The 13,989-nt window shown below is 66.8% G+C and carries 13 protein-coding genes and 1 riboswitch; of the genes, 10 read left to right on the forward strand and 3 right to left on the reverse strand.

Translation table 11 applies throughout. The features are described from left to right. Positions 1 to 230 precede the first annotated feature (230 nt). The 5 genes from QQL87_RS15465 (at position 231) to QQL87_RS15485 (ending at position 6,653) form a co-directional block, all read left to right on the forward strand. Positions 231 to 929, forward strand: coding sequence for a L,D-transpeptidase (locus QQL87_RS15465; RefSeq protein WP_284419857.1), 699 nt, complete (start codon positions 231 to 233; stop codon positions 927 to 929). A gap of 256 nt (positions 930 to 1,185) precedes the next feature. After that, positions 1,186 to 2,820, forward strand: a complete 1,635-nt coding sequence (locus QQL87_RS15470; RefSeq protein ID WP_284419856.1) for a DUF4403 family protein — start codon at positions 1,186 to 1,188, stop codon at positions 2,818 to 2,820. 102 nt (positions 2,821 to 2,922) lie between these two features. Further along, positions 2,923 to 4,134 (forward strand): ABC transporter substrate-binding protein, encoded by a 1,212-nt coding sequence (locus QQL87_RS15475; RefSeq protein WP_284419855.1) that lies wholly within the window; start codon positions 2,923 to 2,925, stop codon positions 4,132 to 4,134. A 338-nt stretch (positions 4,135 to 4,472) separates the two neighbouring features. Beyond that, the gene (locus QQL87_RS15480) at positions 4,473 to 5,213 is read left to right on the forward strand and encodes a response regulator (RefSeq protein WP_009025786.1); all 741 of its coding nucleotides are present in this window, start codon (positions 4,473 to 4,475) and stop codon (positions 5,211 to 5,213) included. Positions 5,214 to 5,237: 24 nt separating this feature from the next. After that, entirely contained in the window at positions 5,238 to 6,653 is a 1,416-nt protein-coding gene (locus QQL87_RS15485; RefSeq protein WP_284419854.1) for an ATP-binding protein, read from the forward strand. 68 nt (positions 6,654 to 6,721) lie between these two features. Here the strand turns inward: QQL87_RS15485 and QQL87_RS15490 are convergent, their stop codons facing one another. The 3 genes from QQL87_RS15490 to QQL87_RS15500 form a co-directional block, all read right to left on the reverse strand. Continuing rightward, positions 6,722 to 7,264, reverse strand: a complete 543-nt coding sequence (locus QQL87_RS15490) for a PRC-barrel domain-containing protein (protein WP_284419853.1) — start codon at positions 7,262 to 7,264, stop codon at positions 6,722 to 6,724. A gap of 528 nt (positions 7,265 to 7,792) precedes the next feature. Continuing rightward, positions 7,793 to 8,041, reverse strand: coding sequence for a hypothetical protein (locus QQL87_RS15495; protein ID WP_284419852.1), 249 nt, complete (start codon positions 8,039 to 8,041; stop codon positions 7,793 to 7,795). 161 nt (positions 8,042 to 8,202) lie between these two features. Beyond that, positions 8,203 to 9,684 (reverse strand): hypothetical protein, encoded by a 1,482-nt coding sequence (locus tag QQL87_RS15500; protein WP_284419851.1) that lies wholly within the window; start codon positions 9,682 to 9,684, stop codon positions 8,203 to 8,205. Between the two features lie 210 nt (positions 9,685 to 9,894). Here QQL87_RS15500 and QQL87_RS15505 point away from each other — a divergent pair, with 210 nt between their 5' ends. The 5 genes from QQL87_RS15505 (at position 9,895) to QQL87_RS15525 (ending at position 13,779) form a co-directional block, all read left to right on the forward strand. After that, positions 9,895 to 10,692, forward strand: a complete 798-nt coding sequence (locus tag QQL87_RS15505; RefSeq protein WP_284419850.1) for a transglycosylase SLT domain-containing protein — start codon at positions 9,895 to 9,897, stop codon at positions 10,690 to 10,692. A 78-nt stretch (positions 10,693 to 10,770) separates the two neighbouring features. Further along, positions 10,771 to 10,881, forward strand: a riboswitch (TPP riboswitch). Continuing rightward, a complete protein-coding gene (locus QQL87_RS15510) occupies positions 10,869 to 11,882 on the forward strand; it encodes an FAD-dependent oxidoreductase (RefSeq protein WP_284419848.1) in 1,014 nt (337 codons plus the stop codon). It overlaps the preceding riboswitch by 13 nt. Next, on the forward strand, positions 11,873 to 12,070 hold the full coding sequence (thiS, locus tag QQL87_RS15515; RefSeq protein WP_284419846.1) for a sulfur carrier protein ThiS: 198 nt from the start codon (positions 11,873 to 11,875) through the stop codon (positions 12,068 to 12,070). The genes QQL87_RS15510 and thiS overlap by 10 nt, the downstream gene beginning before the upstream one ends. A gap of 331 nt (positions 12,071 to 12,401) precedes the next feature. Beyond that, positions 12,402 to 13,184, forward strand: a complete 783-nt coding sequence (locus QQL87_RS15520) for a thiazole synthase (protein WP_284419845.1) — start codon at positions 12,402 to 12,404, stop codon at positions 13,182 to 13,184. Continuing rightward, a complete protein-coding gene (locus QQL87_RS15525) occupies positions 13,171 to 13,779 on the forward strand; it encodes a thiamine phosphate synthase (RefSeq protein WP_284419844.1) in 609 nt (202 codons plus the stop codon). Before QQL87_RS15520 ends, QQL87_RS15525 begins: the two co-directional genes overlap by 14 nt. The last annotated feature ends 210 nt before the right edge of the window (positions 13,780 to 13,989 follow it).

The raw sequence follows: 13,989 nt of genomic DNA on the forward strand, positions 1-13,989 counted from the left end.
AGCCGCGATCGGCGCGCGGGCCTGTCGTGAAACCGTCATGAAACAAACGGTTAAGCCGACGAAACCGTTTTGCCTGCAGCGCGCAAACGCAACGAAACTTTTCTCCCTTATGAGTTGCAGCATCAGGCGCAGGTCGAACGCGCCACAAACAATGATGACAGGCAGCTGATTTCAACGGCGCCGACCGCGACCATGCGGCGCGCGCCAGGCGATCAAACAAGGGGACGTCGATGTTCACGTCAGCCACTATTTTTTCACCGTCTCGCATTGTCCTCGGCGCGCTGGTCGCCGGCGCCGTTTTGGCCGCGACGCCGACGCAGGCCGCTTCGCCGGCGCCGCTGCCCTTCCCTTTCCTGCTGCCGCCGCCGGTCGCCACCTATGAGCCGCCCGCAGCGGCGCCGCAGATTCTCAATCCGCGCGAGGACGAAGCGACCGCCTATGAGCTGCCCGCGCGCCTTCGCCGCCAGGTCGTGAGCTACACGACTCGCGAGGCGCCGGGCACCGTTGTGATCGATACGCCCAACAAGTACTTGTACTACGTGCTCGGCAGCGGCCAGGCGATGCGCTACGGCATCGGCGTCGGCCGCGACGGCTTCACCTGGTCGGGCGTGCAGGCGGTGACGAAGAAGGCCGAATGGCCGGACTGGACGCCGCCGCCGGAGATGATCGCGCGCCAGCCCTATCTGCCGCGGCACATGGCCGGCGGTCCCGGCAATCCGCTTGGCGCCCGCGCGATGTATCTCGGCGGCACCGTCTATCGCATCCACGGCACCAACGCGCCCGAGACGATCGGCACGCATGTGTCATCGGGCTGCATCCGCCTGACGAATCAGGACGTGATCGACCTCTATTCCCGCGTCAATGTCGGCGCCAAGGTGATCGTGCTGCCGATGGAACGCCGCGCCGATCTCGGCCGCGTCACGCGCTGACCGGCGCCCCCCGCCTCTCACCCATTCTCCGATCCTCCCTGACTGGACCGCCGTGGCCTCGTGCCCCGGCGGTCATTTCTTTTCTTTGCGCGCCCCACCGCATTCACCATCACGGCCGATTGATGGCTCGCTGCGTCACAGGCTGCCCTGGCGCGCCCCCGTCCGGCCCTGTAAGCTCGGCAATCTTGTATTAACCGCGATCTCGCCGCGTCCGGACTCACCCGGCATCGTGGCTCCTGGAGTCCGTGGATCCGACATGAACCTTCCGACGCCGCGACCGGATTGGCAGAGCAGGCCTCACCCGCTCGCTCCGAAATCGCAACGGCCGCCGCGGCGCTCGCCGCCGCTGCGGCTGATCCTGATCGGCGCCGTGGCCGTAGCCGCCGTCGTCCTCGTCGGTATCATCGTTGCGGAAGTGTTCCTGTTTTCGGGCAGCACCCCGGCGCCGCAGCTGGCTGAGCTGCCCCCGCTGCCCCCAGCGACCCGCAATTCGATCATCATGGCACCGGTGTCGATCTCGCTCGGCGCTATCCGTGACGCCGCCGAAAAGGCGACGCCGCGCAATTTCACCGGGAAGGCCGACAATCCCGTCAACCAGATCCTGCAGAATGCCGACATCGGCTGGACGGTCACGCGCGGCGCCATTGCCGCGACCGGCACCCAGGACACGCTGTCGCTGGCGACGCCGCTGTCGGGCCGCCTGAACGTCACCGGCTCGCTGTCCTCGAAGGCCACCGGCGCGATCGGTGACGCGCTCGGCGGCCTGCTCGGATCGGATGCCGCCAAGCAGATCGGCGGCATCAACATCAAGAACCTGAACGCCACCGCCGACATCAAGGGCAATGTGCTGATCGCGATGCGGCCGCGGCTGGCCGCATCCTGGTACGTCGAACCGAATTTCTCCGCCCAGGTCAATCTCGGCGACACCGCACTCACCGTCGCCGGCGCCCGGGTCAACGTGCCGGCGCAGATGAAGCCGGTCATCGACAAGACCGTCAACGACCAGCTCAACGCGCTCAGCGACAGGCTCCGCAAGGACCCGACGATGCGGCGTAGCGCACAGGCGCAGTGGGCGCGCGCCTGCCGCTCGGTGCCGCTCCAGGGCACCGCGCCGGGGCTGCCGGCCGTCTGGCTCGAGATCAAGCCGACGCGGGCGCTGGCTGCGCAGCCGGCGATCGACTCCACCACCGCCAGCATCACCATGGGGATCGAGGCGGAAACCAAGGTGACGGCGGCAGAGACCAAGCCGGTCTGTCCGTTCCCCGAGAAGATCACGATCATTCCGCCGACACCCGGCGGCATCAACGTCGCGGTTCCGATCGACGTCCCGTTCACCGAGCTCAACAAGCTGGTCGATTCGCAGCTGTCGGGGCGGACATTCCCCGAGGACGGCTCCGGCCCGGTCGCGGTCACCGTCAAGCATGCGACCGTGGTGCCTTCGGGCAACCGGCTGCTGATCTCCCTGCAGGTCAAGGGCAAGGAGAAAGAGAGCTTCTTCGGCCTCGGCGCCGACGCCACCGTGCACATCTGGGGCCGGCCGATGGTCGATCAGGCGCAGCAGATCCTGCGCCTGTCCGACCTGCAGCTCGCGGTGGAATCGGAAGCCGCCTTCGGCCTGCTCGGCGCCGCCGCCCGCGCCGCCGTTCCCCATCTGCAGCGCGCCGTGCTGGAGCGATCGGTGATCGATCTCAAGCCGTTCGCCGACAATGTCCGCGAGAAGATCGCGACCACGGTGGCTGAGCTGCAGAAGAACGAGAACGGCATTCGCGTCGATACCGACGTCAACAATCTGGCGCTTACCGACATCGCCTTCGACGCCACCACGCTGCGCGTGATCGCCACCGCCGAGGGCACGATCAGCGTGCGTGTCAATTCGCTGCCCGGATTGTAACGCGAGACGTTTCGCAACCGTCCCATGCGCCGCATCGCTTTGCAGGGCGGCGCAGGGACGGCTAGAACTTGCGTCCGACAACAATAATCTCGGGAGAGAAACATGAGACCTTCAGGGCAGGCCATCGTCGCCGCCATCGCGCTCGCGGCGCTCTGCGGAACCGCTCGGGCCCAGACGATTTCCGACGACATCGTCAAGATCGGGGTGCTGACCGACATGTCGAGCCTGTACGCCGACGCCACCGGCAAGGGCTCGCTGGTGGCCGTGCAGATGGCGGTCGAGGATTACGGCGGCAAGGTCAAGGGCAAGAACGTCGAGGTGGTCTCGGCCGATCACCAGAACAAGCCCGATGTCGGCGTCAATATCGCCCGCAACTGGTACGACAATGAAAAGGTCGATGCGATCTTTGACGTGCCGACCTCCTCGGTGGCGCTGCCGGTCTCGGCGCTGACGCGCGAGAAGAACAAGATCCACATCAACTCCGGCGGCGGCTCCTCCGACATCACCGGCACGCAGTGCTCGCCGAACACGGTGCACTGGACCTACGACACCTATGCGCTATCGAACGTCGCCGGCAAGGCGATGGTCAAGCGCGGCGAGGATACCTGGTTCTTCATCACGGCGGACTACGCCTTCGGCCAGGCGCTGCAGCGCGATGCCGCCAATGTCGTGAAGGAGAGCGGCGGCAAGGTGCTCGGCGAAGTGCGCCACCCGCTGAACTCGTCGGATTTCTCATCCTTCGTGCTGCAGGCCCAGGCCTCCAAGGCGAAGGTGGTCGGGCTTGCGAACGCCGGCGGCGACACCCAGAACGCGCTGAAGCAGGCCGCCGAGTTCGGCCTGGCGCAGAGCGGCCAGAAGATGATCGCGCTGCTGATGGAGATCACCGACGTGCATTCGCTCGGGATCAAATCGACGTCAGGCCTGATCGTCACCGACGCGTTCTACTGGGACATGAACGACGAGACCCGCGCCTTCTCCAAGCGCTTCAACGACAAGGTCGGGCACATGCCGACCATGATCCAGGCCGGGCTCTACTCCGCCACCATGCACTATCTGAAGGCGATCGAGGCCATCGGCACCGACGAGGCGCCCAAGGTGATGGAGCAGATGCGCGCCACGCCGGTGAACGACTTTTTCGCCAAGAACGGCAAGATCCGCATCGACGGCCGCATGGTGCACGACATGTATCTGTTCGAGGTCAAGAAGCCCGAGGAGTCGAAGGGCGACTGGGACCTCTACAAGCTGATCGCCACCGTGCCCGGCGACGAGGCCTTCCGTCCGCTCGACAAGGGCGGCTGCCCGCTGGTGAAGTAGGACTGATCGGGCGACGACTCGTTTCAAGACATTGCACAGCGCGCCAGGTCCTGCCCGGCGCGCTGTTTCATTGGTCTGCCCTGACGGCACGAAAGGCCCGACGGATCGCCGGTGTTCGCGGTAGCCCGATGCAGCAGCTCCGAGCCTCGCGCACGCAGGCCCCCGGCCACGCGCACCCGCCGATACCGGCCTGCCTTTTCCACACCGACTTGACGCGCCCACACGAAAGCCGCAACACGGGTTTAGATGGTTTCCGGGCCTTGCCGGACGTTGCCGCAAGGAAACATTCCGTAACAAAATTCTTCGCAAAACGCCGCGATTCTAGGTCAATTGACGGTATGGCCCAGACACAACCACACATCCTGGTCGTCGAGGACGACCGCGAGACGCGAACGCTGATCGCCAAATATCTGCGCAACAACGCCTGCAACGTGACCACCGCGACCGACGGCCGCGAGATGACCCGGATCATGGGCGATCACCGCATCGATCTCCTGATCCTGGACGTGATGCTGCCCGGCGAAGACGGCCTCACTCTGTGCCGCAAGCTGCGCGCGGAATCGCAGGTGCCGATCATCATGCTGACGGCGCGCGGCGAGGACGTCGACCGCATCCTCGGCCTCGAGATGGGCGCCGACGACTATCTGCCCAAGCCGTTCAATCCGCGCGAGCTGCTCGCCCGCATCAACGCGGTGCTGCGCCGTCAGGCGGCGGCGATGACCGCGAGCGCAACCGAGGGCGCCACCGCGCTGAGCTTCCTCGGCTGGAAGATCGACTTCCGCCTGCGCGAGCTGCGTAATCCGGAAGGCGCCCGCGTCGCCATGACCAGCGCCGAGTTCGATCTCCTGCGCACCTTCTGCGAGCGGCCGGGCCGCGTGCTGTCGCGCGACAGCCTGCTCGATCTCACGCAGGGCCGCAGCGCCGGCTCGTTCGAGCGCTCCATCGACGTGCTGGTCAGCCGCATCCGCCGCAAGATCGAGCCGGACCCGCAGGAGGCGACGATGATCAAGACCGTGCGTTCCGGCGGCTACATGTTCACGCCCGTCGTCGAGGTGGTAACGGCCCCTCAGAGCCACTGACGGGTCGAATCTGATGGCGCTGTCATGAAGTCGTTCGGCTTTCTCAACCTCAAGGGAATCCGCGGCCAGATCACGGCGCTGGTGGCCATCTCGATCGTGGCGCTGCACGCCATCATCACGGCGACCTTCCTGATCTATCGGGCCGATCAGCCGCCCGGTGAGAACGAGGCAGGCCCGTTCCAGCTCGCCGCGGTCGTCCATGTCATCGGGCACGCGCCTGGAGCCGATCGGCCCCGCCTGCTGGTCGACATCGCCCGCGCCTACCCGGAGTTCGACATCAAGCCCCATTCCGGGCCGCTGCCGACCGAGACAGGACGGCCGCCCGAACCGGGCGCGCGCGCGGCCGGCGACGACGCAGCCGGCGCAGGCGAGCAAGGCCCCGGGCCTCACGGCCCCCACGAGGCCGGATCTCCCGGGCCTGGTGGCTATCGCGGCCTGGGCCCCGGTTTTCGCGTCTTCATGCCGCCGCCGGGATCAGCCGCCCGCCGGGTCATCTTCGAGCTGCCGGACGGCGAGATGATCTCGGCCAAGGCGCCCGATCGCCCGCGGCGACCGCCGTTCTGGGGCGCCCCCTGGCTCACGACCATCCTGTTCGCGCTGATCAGCACGACGCTGCTGGGCCTGTGGGCCGCGCGCGCCCTGACATCGCCATTGTCGAGCTTCGCCAAGGCCGCCGAGAATTTCAGCCTCGATGGCGAAGGGCCCGCTCTGCCCGAGCGCGGACCCGAGGAAATCCGCTCGCTGGCGCGAGCGCTGAACCGGATGCGCCAGCGCATCACCGCGCTGATCAACGACCGCACCAAGATGCTGGCGGCGATCAGCCACGATTTGCGGACGCCGCTGACCCGCATGCGGCTGCGCTGTGAGTTCGTCGAGGACGAGCTGCAGCGCAGCCGCATGCTGGCCGATCTTGACCAGATGCATGCCATGCTGGGCTCGGTGCTGTCGTTCCTGCGCAACGGCCGCAAGCTCGAGCCGATGACGCTGGTCGACATCGCGAGCATCCTGCAACTCGTCGCCGACCAATTTGCGGATGTCGGGCATAATGTCGTCTATGTCGGCCCGACGCACGCGATGGCCACAGTACGGCCGGACGACCTGATGCGCTCGGTCACCAATTTGGTCGAGAACGCCGCAAAATATGGCCAGGAAATCGTCGTCCGGCTGACGGTCTCCGGCAGCCGGCTGACGATCGATGTCGAGGATGACGGCCCGGGAATCGCGGATGCCCGGAAGTCCGACATGCTGGAGCCGTTCGTGCGCGGCGACGACGCCCGCAACATGGATGAGGCCACCGGATTCGGGCTTGGCCTATCGATCGCGAAGGCGATCGTCCAGGCGCATGGCGGCGAGCTGTCGCTGCACGATCGCAAGCCGCACGGCCTCATCGCGCGCATCGAGCTGCCGCTCAGCCGGACCCGGCTGCGGCCCGCCGCGTAACGCGCAAACGCGCCCGGATCCCTCCGGGCGCGCTGCTCGAAACAATCAAATGATTGTTCGTGACGTCGTTACTCCGCGTACTTGAACTCGGGCATCGACTTCAGCTGATCCTTGGTCGCGTTGATCATCGCGTGGTCCGGATACCAGCGGCTCTTCGACGAGCTCATCGAGGAGGACGACGAGGTGCCGGTCGCGGCGCCGGTCGTGGTGGTCGAGGCCGGCGGCATGGTCGACGAGGTCGTGCCGGAGGCCGGAGCGTTTGCGGCGGTGGTCGACTGCACCGGCTGATCCGAGAACTTGATCTGATCGAACGAGACGGCAACGAGATGCTCGCCCATGCCGAGGAAGCCGCCGACGCCAACCACGACGCCCTTCACCGCGCCGCTCTTGTCGACGAGCAGGTCGTCGATCGAGCCGACATTCTCGTTGTTGTTGTTGTAGACCTTGACACCGACCAGCTTCGAGCTGCGCCAGTCGCCCTGATAGGACGCCGCCGTCGTGTCGGCGCGGGTCGTGGTGCTGGTGGTCGTGGTCGTGCTCTCGGCCGCAAAGGCTGCGGTGGCGAGCAGCAGGGAACCGGCCAGGCCGGCCGCAACAGTCTTCATCATCATGTCGTGCTCCTCTCAGTGAATGGTGACGAGAGAACCACGGTGATCACTCCGCGTTCCCCGGGAACCACGATTTCGTCACGATGCGCGACAAGCGGTCTCGGTGCAGCGCGAGTGTTCCGGGATGACGGTTGGGGAAGAGCGGCCGACGATTAAAGACGGGAGCGGCAGTGCAGGGATGACACGAGCGTTCGATGAGTCCGAGCTGCGCACCGCGACGACGCTGCACTCCCTCTCCCCGTTCTTCACGGGGAGAGGGCTGGGGTGAGGGGCAGCGGCACGGGCGGTGCCGATCCGTACCTGAGAAATTTGCTAACAGGACCGTCAAGATTTGCGCGCGCAGGCATGCGCGCCGCCTCGAGCAGATTTCGATCGGACTAACTTAGTCTTCCCGTGCGGCTGCCCCTCACCCCAGCCCTCTCCCCGTGAAGAACGGGGAGAGGGAGCGGACCGTCAGCGCGGCTGCAGATCGCGTCCGCCGACAACATCGACGGGCTTTTTTACTTCACTGCCGCTGCGCAACTCACCGAACTACGCCGCCAGCGCGCCCGCCTCGTCAACGGCTTCGGCATAAAAAGCGATGGTCTCGTAGCGATAGTCGCAGAGCCGGCAGTGCCAGAGATAGGCGGTGCGGCGGCCGTCCTTCTCGACCCAGGACGGCAGCGCGATCGGCTCGGCGCATTGGGCGCAGGGATTGTTGCGGGGCAGATCCAGGACACGCACGTTGGATTGCGTAGCGTCAACGTCACCTGGTTGAATGTCGGTCGCCTTGACGGCCATGACGCGCTCCCTCTCTGTTTCAGGCTTTTTGCAGGCTGTTGAATCAGTCAGGCTTGCTGTCGAACTGACAGCTTGCATCATAGCTGTGGAGGCCCGCGTTTGCACGCGCCGGGATGCCGCGCGACATCCGACCTCACGGAGATGCGATCGCTGCATTCGATTCAATTGCGATCGGGGGCAACCGCAGGTTCCACACTGTGGCGGGCGCCGGCCCTGCGCAGATGGATGGTGGCGATGTCGTCGGCATAGACCTTCTGCCAGCCGTCGACATGATCCAAGAGCTTGGTCGCCGCGCTCTGCGTGCGCAGCAAAGTGGCTTCGATGTCGTGGTCCTTGAGCAGACGGAACAGATTGTCGGGCTCCATCAGGCCGGACGCCGCGTTGTGATCGACGAAGAATTTTTCGCCGTACAGCTCGGTGCGGCCATCGATGAACGGCGCGACGCCGGTGGAGATCAGGTAGCCGCCGAAATCGTAGTCGTTGAGAACACGCGTGAGGTTGAGCGTCTTCAGCTCGGTCACCGCCGCGACCGGCGTGCCGCGCATGTTCGGCGCAAAATCGAGCATCGACGCCGATGCGAGCGTGCCGGCACTCAGCGTGAGCACGACGGCTGACGCCAGCAACGCCCGGGCACCCGCAGGCGGCGCGAGCGCCAGGCCCAGCTGTTGCGCCAGCGGCGCGGCGATCACCAGGGGACCGACCAGCGCGAGCAGCTCGGCGGCGCGCGCCTGCGCCAGCGCCATGTGCAGCAGGCCGAGCAGCATCAGGATGCGCACCGGCGGCAGCCTGAGGCCATGGAACAGCGCAAAGCCGACCGCCAGCAGCAGGCAGATCTCGAACGGGCCAAGGCTCTGAAAGTCGGTCGCCTTCCATTCCACGATCAGCGGCAGCGCCTGCCCGAGCGACAGGATCTTCTGCGCGGCGAGCAGCGCGTTCCAGCCATAGGGCGTGCAGCAGCTCGCCGCCAGCGCCAGCGCGGCGAACAGGCCCCAGCGCAAGGCGAGGCCACGGCGCGCCGTGGCCTCCGCATTGACCACCGCATCGAGCGCGGCGGGCGCGATGAAGAACAGCCCGAACACGAAGCCGCCATGCAGATTGGCCCACAGCGCGATCAAGATCGCCAGCGCCGGCGGCGGCGCCTGCTTGCGATCGGCAGCCTCGATCAGCCCTGCCATCCAGGCCACCAGCAGCGGAAACGCCAGCACATGCGGCCGCGCCAGCAGATGCGGCAGGCAGAGCAGGAACGCCGCGACCACGAACAGCAATGTCGTGCTGTCGCGCAGATGCCGGCTCAGCATGCGCGCGAACAGCGCAAAGGACAACGCGATCGCGGAGGCTGCCAGCACCACCGGCCCGGTCCAGCCGGCCAGCCTGTAGGCGGCGGCATAGGCGACCTGGGCCAGCCATTGCGTCGAAATCCACGGCGCGCCGCGCATGGTGAAGGAATAGACGTCGACCGTGGGCACCGCGCGGTGATCGATGATCCACTGTCCGATCGTGACCTGCCACAGCGTGTCGGGATCGTTGAGCAGGCGGTTGCCGGAGATCAGCAGCAGCGCATAGACGCCGGCGCCGACCCACAGCGCGAGCTGCGCCCGCGCCGGTGGGGCGATCGCTTCGGTGTGGGCGACGGAGAGCGTCATCACGCGTGATCCTGGCTGGGAGACCGCGGCAGCCAAGCACGGCCGCTCTAATTCGGGGTAAACCGGTATCCGCCCGGGTCAGCCAAGAGCCTTCCGCCCCATTTCTGCCATATTATCGCCCGGCGTTTGCACCAATTACGGTGTGCAAGGTGTAAATGCATGCCGGGGGGCTGCTTTGGCATGCGCATGGTTCCCGGGGGATCCTGACTCATGAGACGTCTTGTGCTGACGGCCTGCATCGCAGGCCTTGCGATGGCCGGCCAGGTGCCGTTCGCCATGGCTGCGGAGGATGCGAGCGCCGGCTCCGAGGCTGCCGCGAAATCCCGGTCCGACAAGATCAAGCTGGCGCATGTCCGCGCCGATGGGATCAAGGAGCTTGCCGCGCACAGCGCCGTCACCAAGGCCGCCCGCGAGGTCGAGGCGATCGAGGCCGTCAGCAGCGCCGACACCACCCAGCCCTCGGACGCTAACGCCGCAGTCCCGGCCGACGCCGATATCGCCCCGGCCGATGCGCCCGCCGCCGAGCCGCGCGACGCCGACCGCAAGGCCGCCGATGCCAAGCCCAGGCACATGAACACCGGCCACCCGCACATCGATGCGCTGGTCGCGGTGCATGCCGCCGCCAACAACATTCCCGAGGCGCTGATTCATCGCGTCATCGTGCGCGAGAGCAAATATCAGAAGGATCTGGTCGGCCGCTGCGGCTGCATCGGCCTGATGCAGATCAAGCTCGGCACCGCGCGCGGGCTCGGCTACACCGGCGACGCCGCCGGCCTGCACGATCCCAACACCAACCTCACCTATGGCGTGCGCTATCTCGCCGGCGCCTATCGCGCCGCCCGCGGCGACCACGACCGCGCCGTGAGCTATTTCGCCAAGGGCTATTACGAGGAGGCCAAGCGGCAGCGCCTCGCTGATGCGCGCCCCGCCGGCCGGGCCGAGCGCGTCAGCGCCCCGCTCGACATTACGCCGAAAATTGCAACCGTCCGCCACGCCCGGGCGCACTGATACCGATTGGTTCCTCGCTTGTCCGCAGTGTCTTTCCATGACACTCCGTTGACACCGGGGCATATCGGTCTATTTTAAGGGCGTTCCGAGGGGAGCTCCGAGGGGAGCTGAGATACCGCAGCGATGTGCGGTGACCCTTTGAACCTGATCCGGGTCATGCCGGCGAAGGGACAGGGATGCAGCAGTCAACCACGCGCGGGGACGTCCCCGTATCCATCATCGGCGCCGGTATTGCCGGGGCCTGGCAGGCGCTGCTGTTCGCGCGCGCCGGCCACGACGTCACCTTGCACGAGCGCAGCGACGCCGACCTGATGCTCTCCACCAGCCATTGGGCCGGCGGCATGCTCGCCCCCTATTGCGAGAGCGAGATCTCCGAGCCCGTCATCAGCCGGCTGGGCCTGGCCTCGCTCGACCTGTGGCGGCGCGAGCTGCCGGAGACGCCGTTCAACGGCTCGCTGGTGATCGCCCATGCCCGCGACCGCGCCGATTACGACCGCTTCGCCCGGCGCACCTCAGGCTATCAGCGCCTCGATGCCGCAGCGCTCGCAGAGCTCGAGCCGTCGCTGGAGGGCCGCTTCCGCGAGGGCCTGTTCTATCCGACCGAGGGCCATGTCGAGCCGCGCCGCGTGCTGCCCAAGCTGCACCAGCGCATCGTCGAGGCCGGCGGCCGGGTGCTGTTCAACAGCGACGTGACGGCCGATGATCTCGACGGCCTCGTCATCGACTGCCGCGGCCTTGCCGCGCGCGAGGCGGAGCAGGAGCTGCGCGGCGTCAAGGGCGAGATGATCCTGATCGAGACGTCGGAGGTCAGCCTCGCGCGGCCGGTGCGGCTGATGCATCCGCGCTTTCCGCTCTATCTGATCCCGCGCGAGGCCAATCTGTTCATGCTCGGCGCGACCTCGCTCGAGGCCGAGGACACCGGCGTCAGCTTGCGCTCGGCGCTGGAATTGTTGGGCGCCGCCTACTCCGTGCATCCGGCGTTCGGCGAGGCCCGCATCCTCGAATTCGGCTCAGGTCTCAGGCCCGCTTATCCCGACAATCTGCCGCGCATCACGGTCACCGGCGAGCACGAGATCCGCGTCAACGGCCTCTACCGCCACGGCTTCCTGATCGCGCCGGCGCTGGCGCAGGCGACGCTGAACTATGTCGACCGCGGCCAGATCGACAATGAGGTGATGCGATGCGCGTGACCGTCAACGGCGAGGCGCGGGACATCAGCTCAACCAGCGTCACCGCGCTGTTGTCCGAGCTCGACTACGAAGGCACCCATTTCGCGATCGCGCTGAACTACGACGTCGTGCCGAAAAGCCGCTGGGCTGAGACGCAGCTCAAGGCCGGCGACGAGATTGAGATCATCACCCCGCGGCAGGGAGGGTGATGTCGATGGAGCGCGCGCTCGCGCGACACATACAACTGTCGTCCCCGCGAACGCGGGGACCCATAACCACGGGCCGGTGTGTTGAAGCCCGATCTCTCCCACCGATTTCCCACGCAACATCACGCGGTATGGGTCCCGGCGTTCGCCGGGACGACACGTGTGGTGAGACTGCGCCCCACCCACAACTGTCATCGCCCGGCTTGACCGGGCGATCCAGTACGCCGCGGCCTCTCCGCTCAACCGCACTGCCTCTGGAATACTGGATCCCCGCTTTCGCGGGGATGACAGGCTCCATCGTGGCGACCACCGTCCGCAACGACGGAGACAACTAATGCCCAGCTTCTACGACAAGACCTTCACCTCCCGCCTGCTGATTGGCACCGCGCTGTATCCCTCACCCGCCATCATGCAGGACGCGATCCGCGCCTCCGGCGCCGAGATCGTCACCGTGTCGCTGCGGCGCGAATCGGCCGGCGGCAAATCCGGCGATGCGTTCTGGAAGCTGATCAACGAGCTTGGTGTCACCGTGCTGCCGAACACCGCCGGCTGCCGCAGCGTGCGCGAGGCGGTGACCACCGCGAAGCTCGCGCGCGAATTGTTCGGCACCAGCTGGATCAAGCTCGAAGTCATCGGCGACAACGACACCTTGCAGCCGGACGTCATCGGCCTGGTCGAGGCCGCCGGCATCCTGATCAAGGACGGCTTCGAGGTCTTCCCCTATTGCACCGAGGATCTCTCGGTCGCCATGCGCCTGGTCGATGCCGGCTGCAAGGTGGTGATGCCCTGGGCCGCGCCGATCGGGAGCGCGAAAGGCATCATCAACCGCGACGCCTTGAAGCTGCTGCGCGACCGCCTGCCCGACATCACCCTGGTCGTCGACGCCGGCCTCGGCGCGCCCTCGCACGCCGCCGAAGCGCTCGAGCTCGGCTACGACGCGGTGCTGCTCAACACCGCCGTCGCCAAGGCCGCCGACCCGGTCGCGATGGCGCGCGCCTTCCGGCTCGGCTGTGAGGCCGGCCGCATCGCTTACGAGGCCGGGCTGATGGACGCCCGCGATTTCGCCTCGCCCTCCACACCTGTCGTTGGGACACCGTTCTGGCATGCCGTATCCTGATCGCTTCTATCCCGTCGTCGACAGCCTCGCCTGGGTCGAGCGCCTGGCGAAACTCGGCGTCGGCACCGTGCAATTGCGCGCCAAGAATCTCGACGACGGCCAGGCCCTGCAGATCGTCACCGACGCGCTCGCCATCACCAGGGGCACGGCGACCAGGCTGATCGTCAACGATTACTGGCGCGCCGCTGTTGTCGCCGGTGCGTCACACGTCCATCTCGGCCAGGAAGACCTCGCCGAGGCCGACGTGAAGGCGATCAAGGAGGCCGGGCTCACGCTCGGCCTCTCCACGCATGACGATGCCGAGCTGGAGACCGCGCTCGCCGCCGAGCCCGACTATGTCGCGCTCGGCCCGATCTTCCCGACCACCCTGAAGGCAATGCGCTTCGCCCCGCAGGGCATCGCGAAGATCGGCGTGTGGAAGCAGCGCATCGGCAACATCCCGCTGGTCGCAATCGGCGGCATCAAGCTGGAGCAGGCCGCGGAGATCTTTGCCGCCGGCGCCGACTCCATCGCCGTCGTCAGCGATGTCACCCAGAACCCCGATCCCGACGCCCGCGTCCGCGCCTGGCTCGATGCAGCGAAGGAGCCGGCGTAGTGCGCGCAGCTTTTGCAAATGCGTCTGAGAGTCGTTGCGCGAACTCGCAGCCAGGAGCGCGGTGCGCCCCCCTCCCCCTTGCGGGGAGGGGTCGGGGGTGGGGGTCCACGCGCACAGCTCTTCGTGTGAGGTCCACATCCACCCTACGGGTTCAAACACGCGCTCAATCATCAGCATCGAACTCCGGGCACCCCCACCCCCAACCCCTCC

This window comes from Bradyrhizobium sp. SSBR45G, assembly GCF_030159255.1.
Taxonomy (GTDB): Bacteria; Pseudomonadota; Alphaproteobacteria; order Rhizobiales; family Xanthobacteraceae; genus Bradyrhizobium.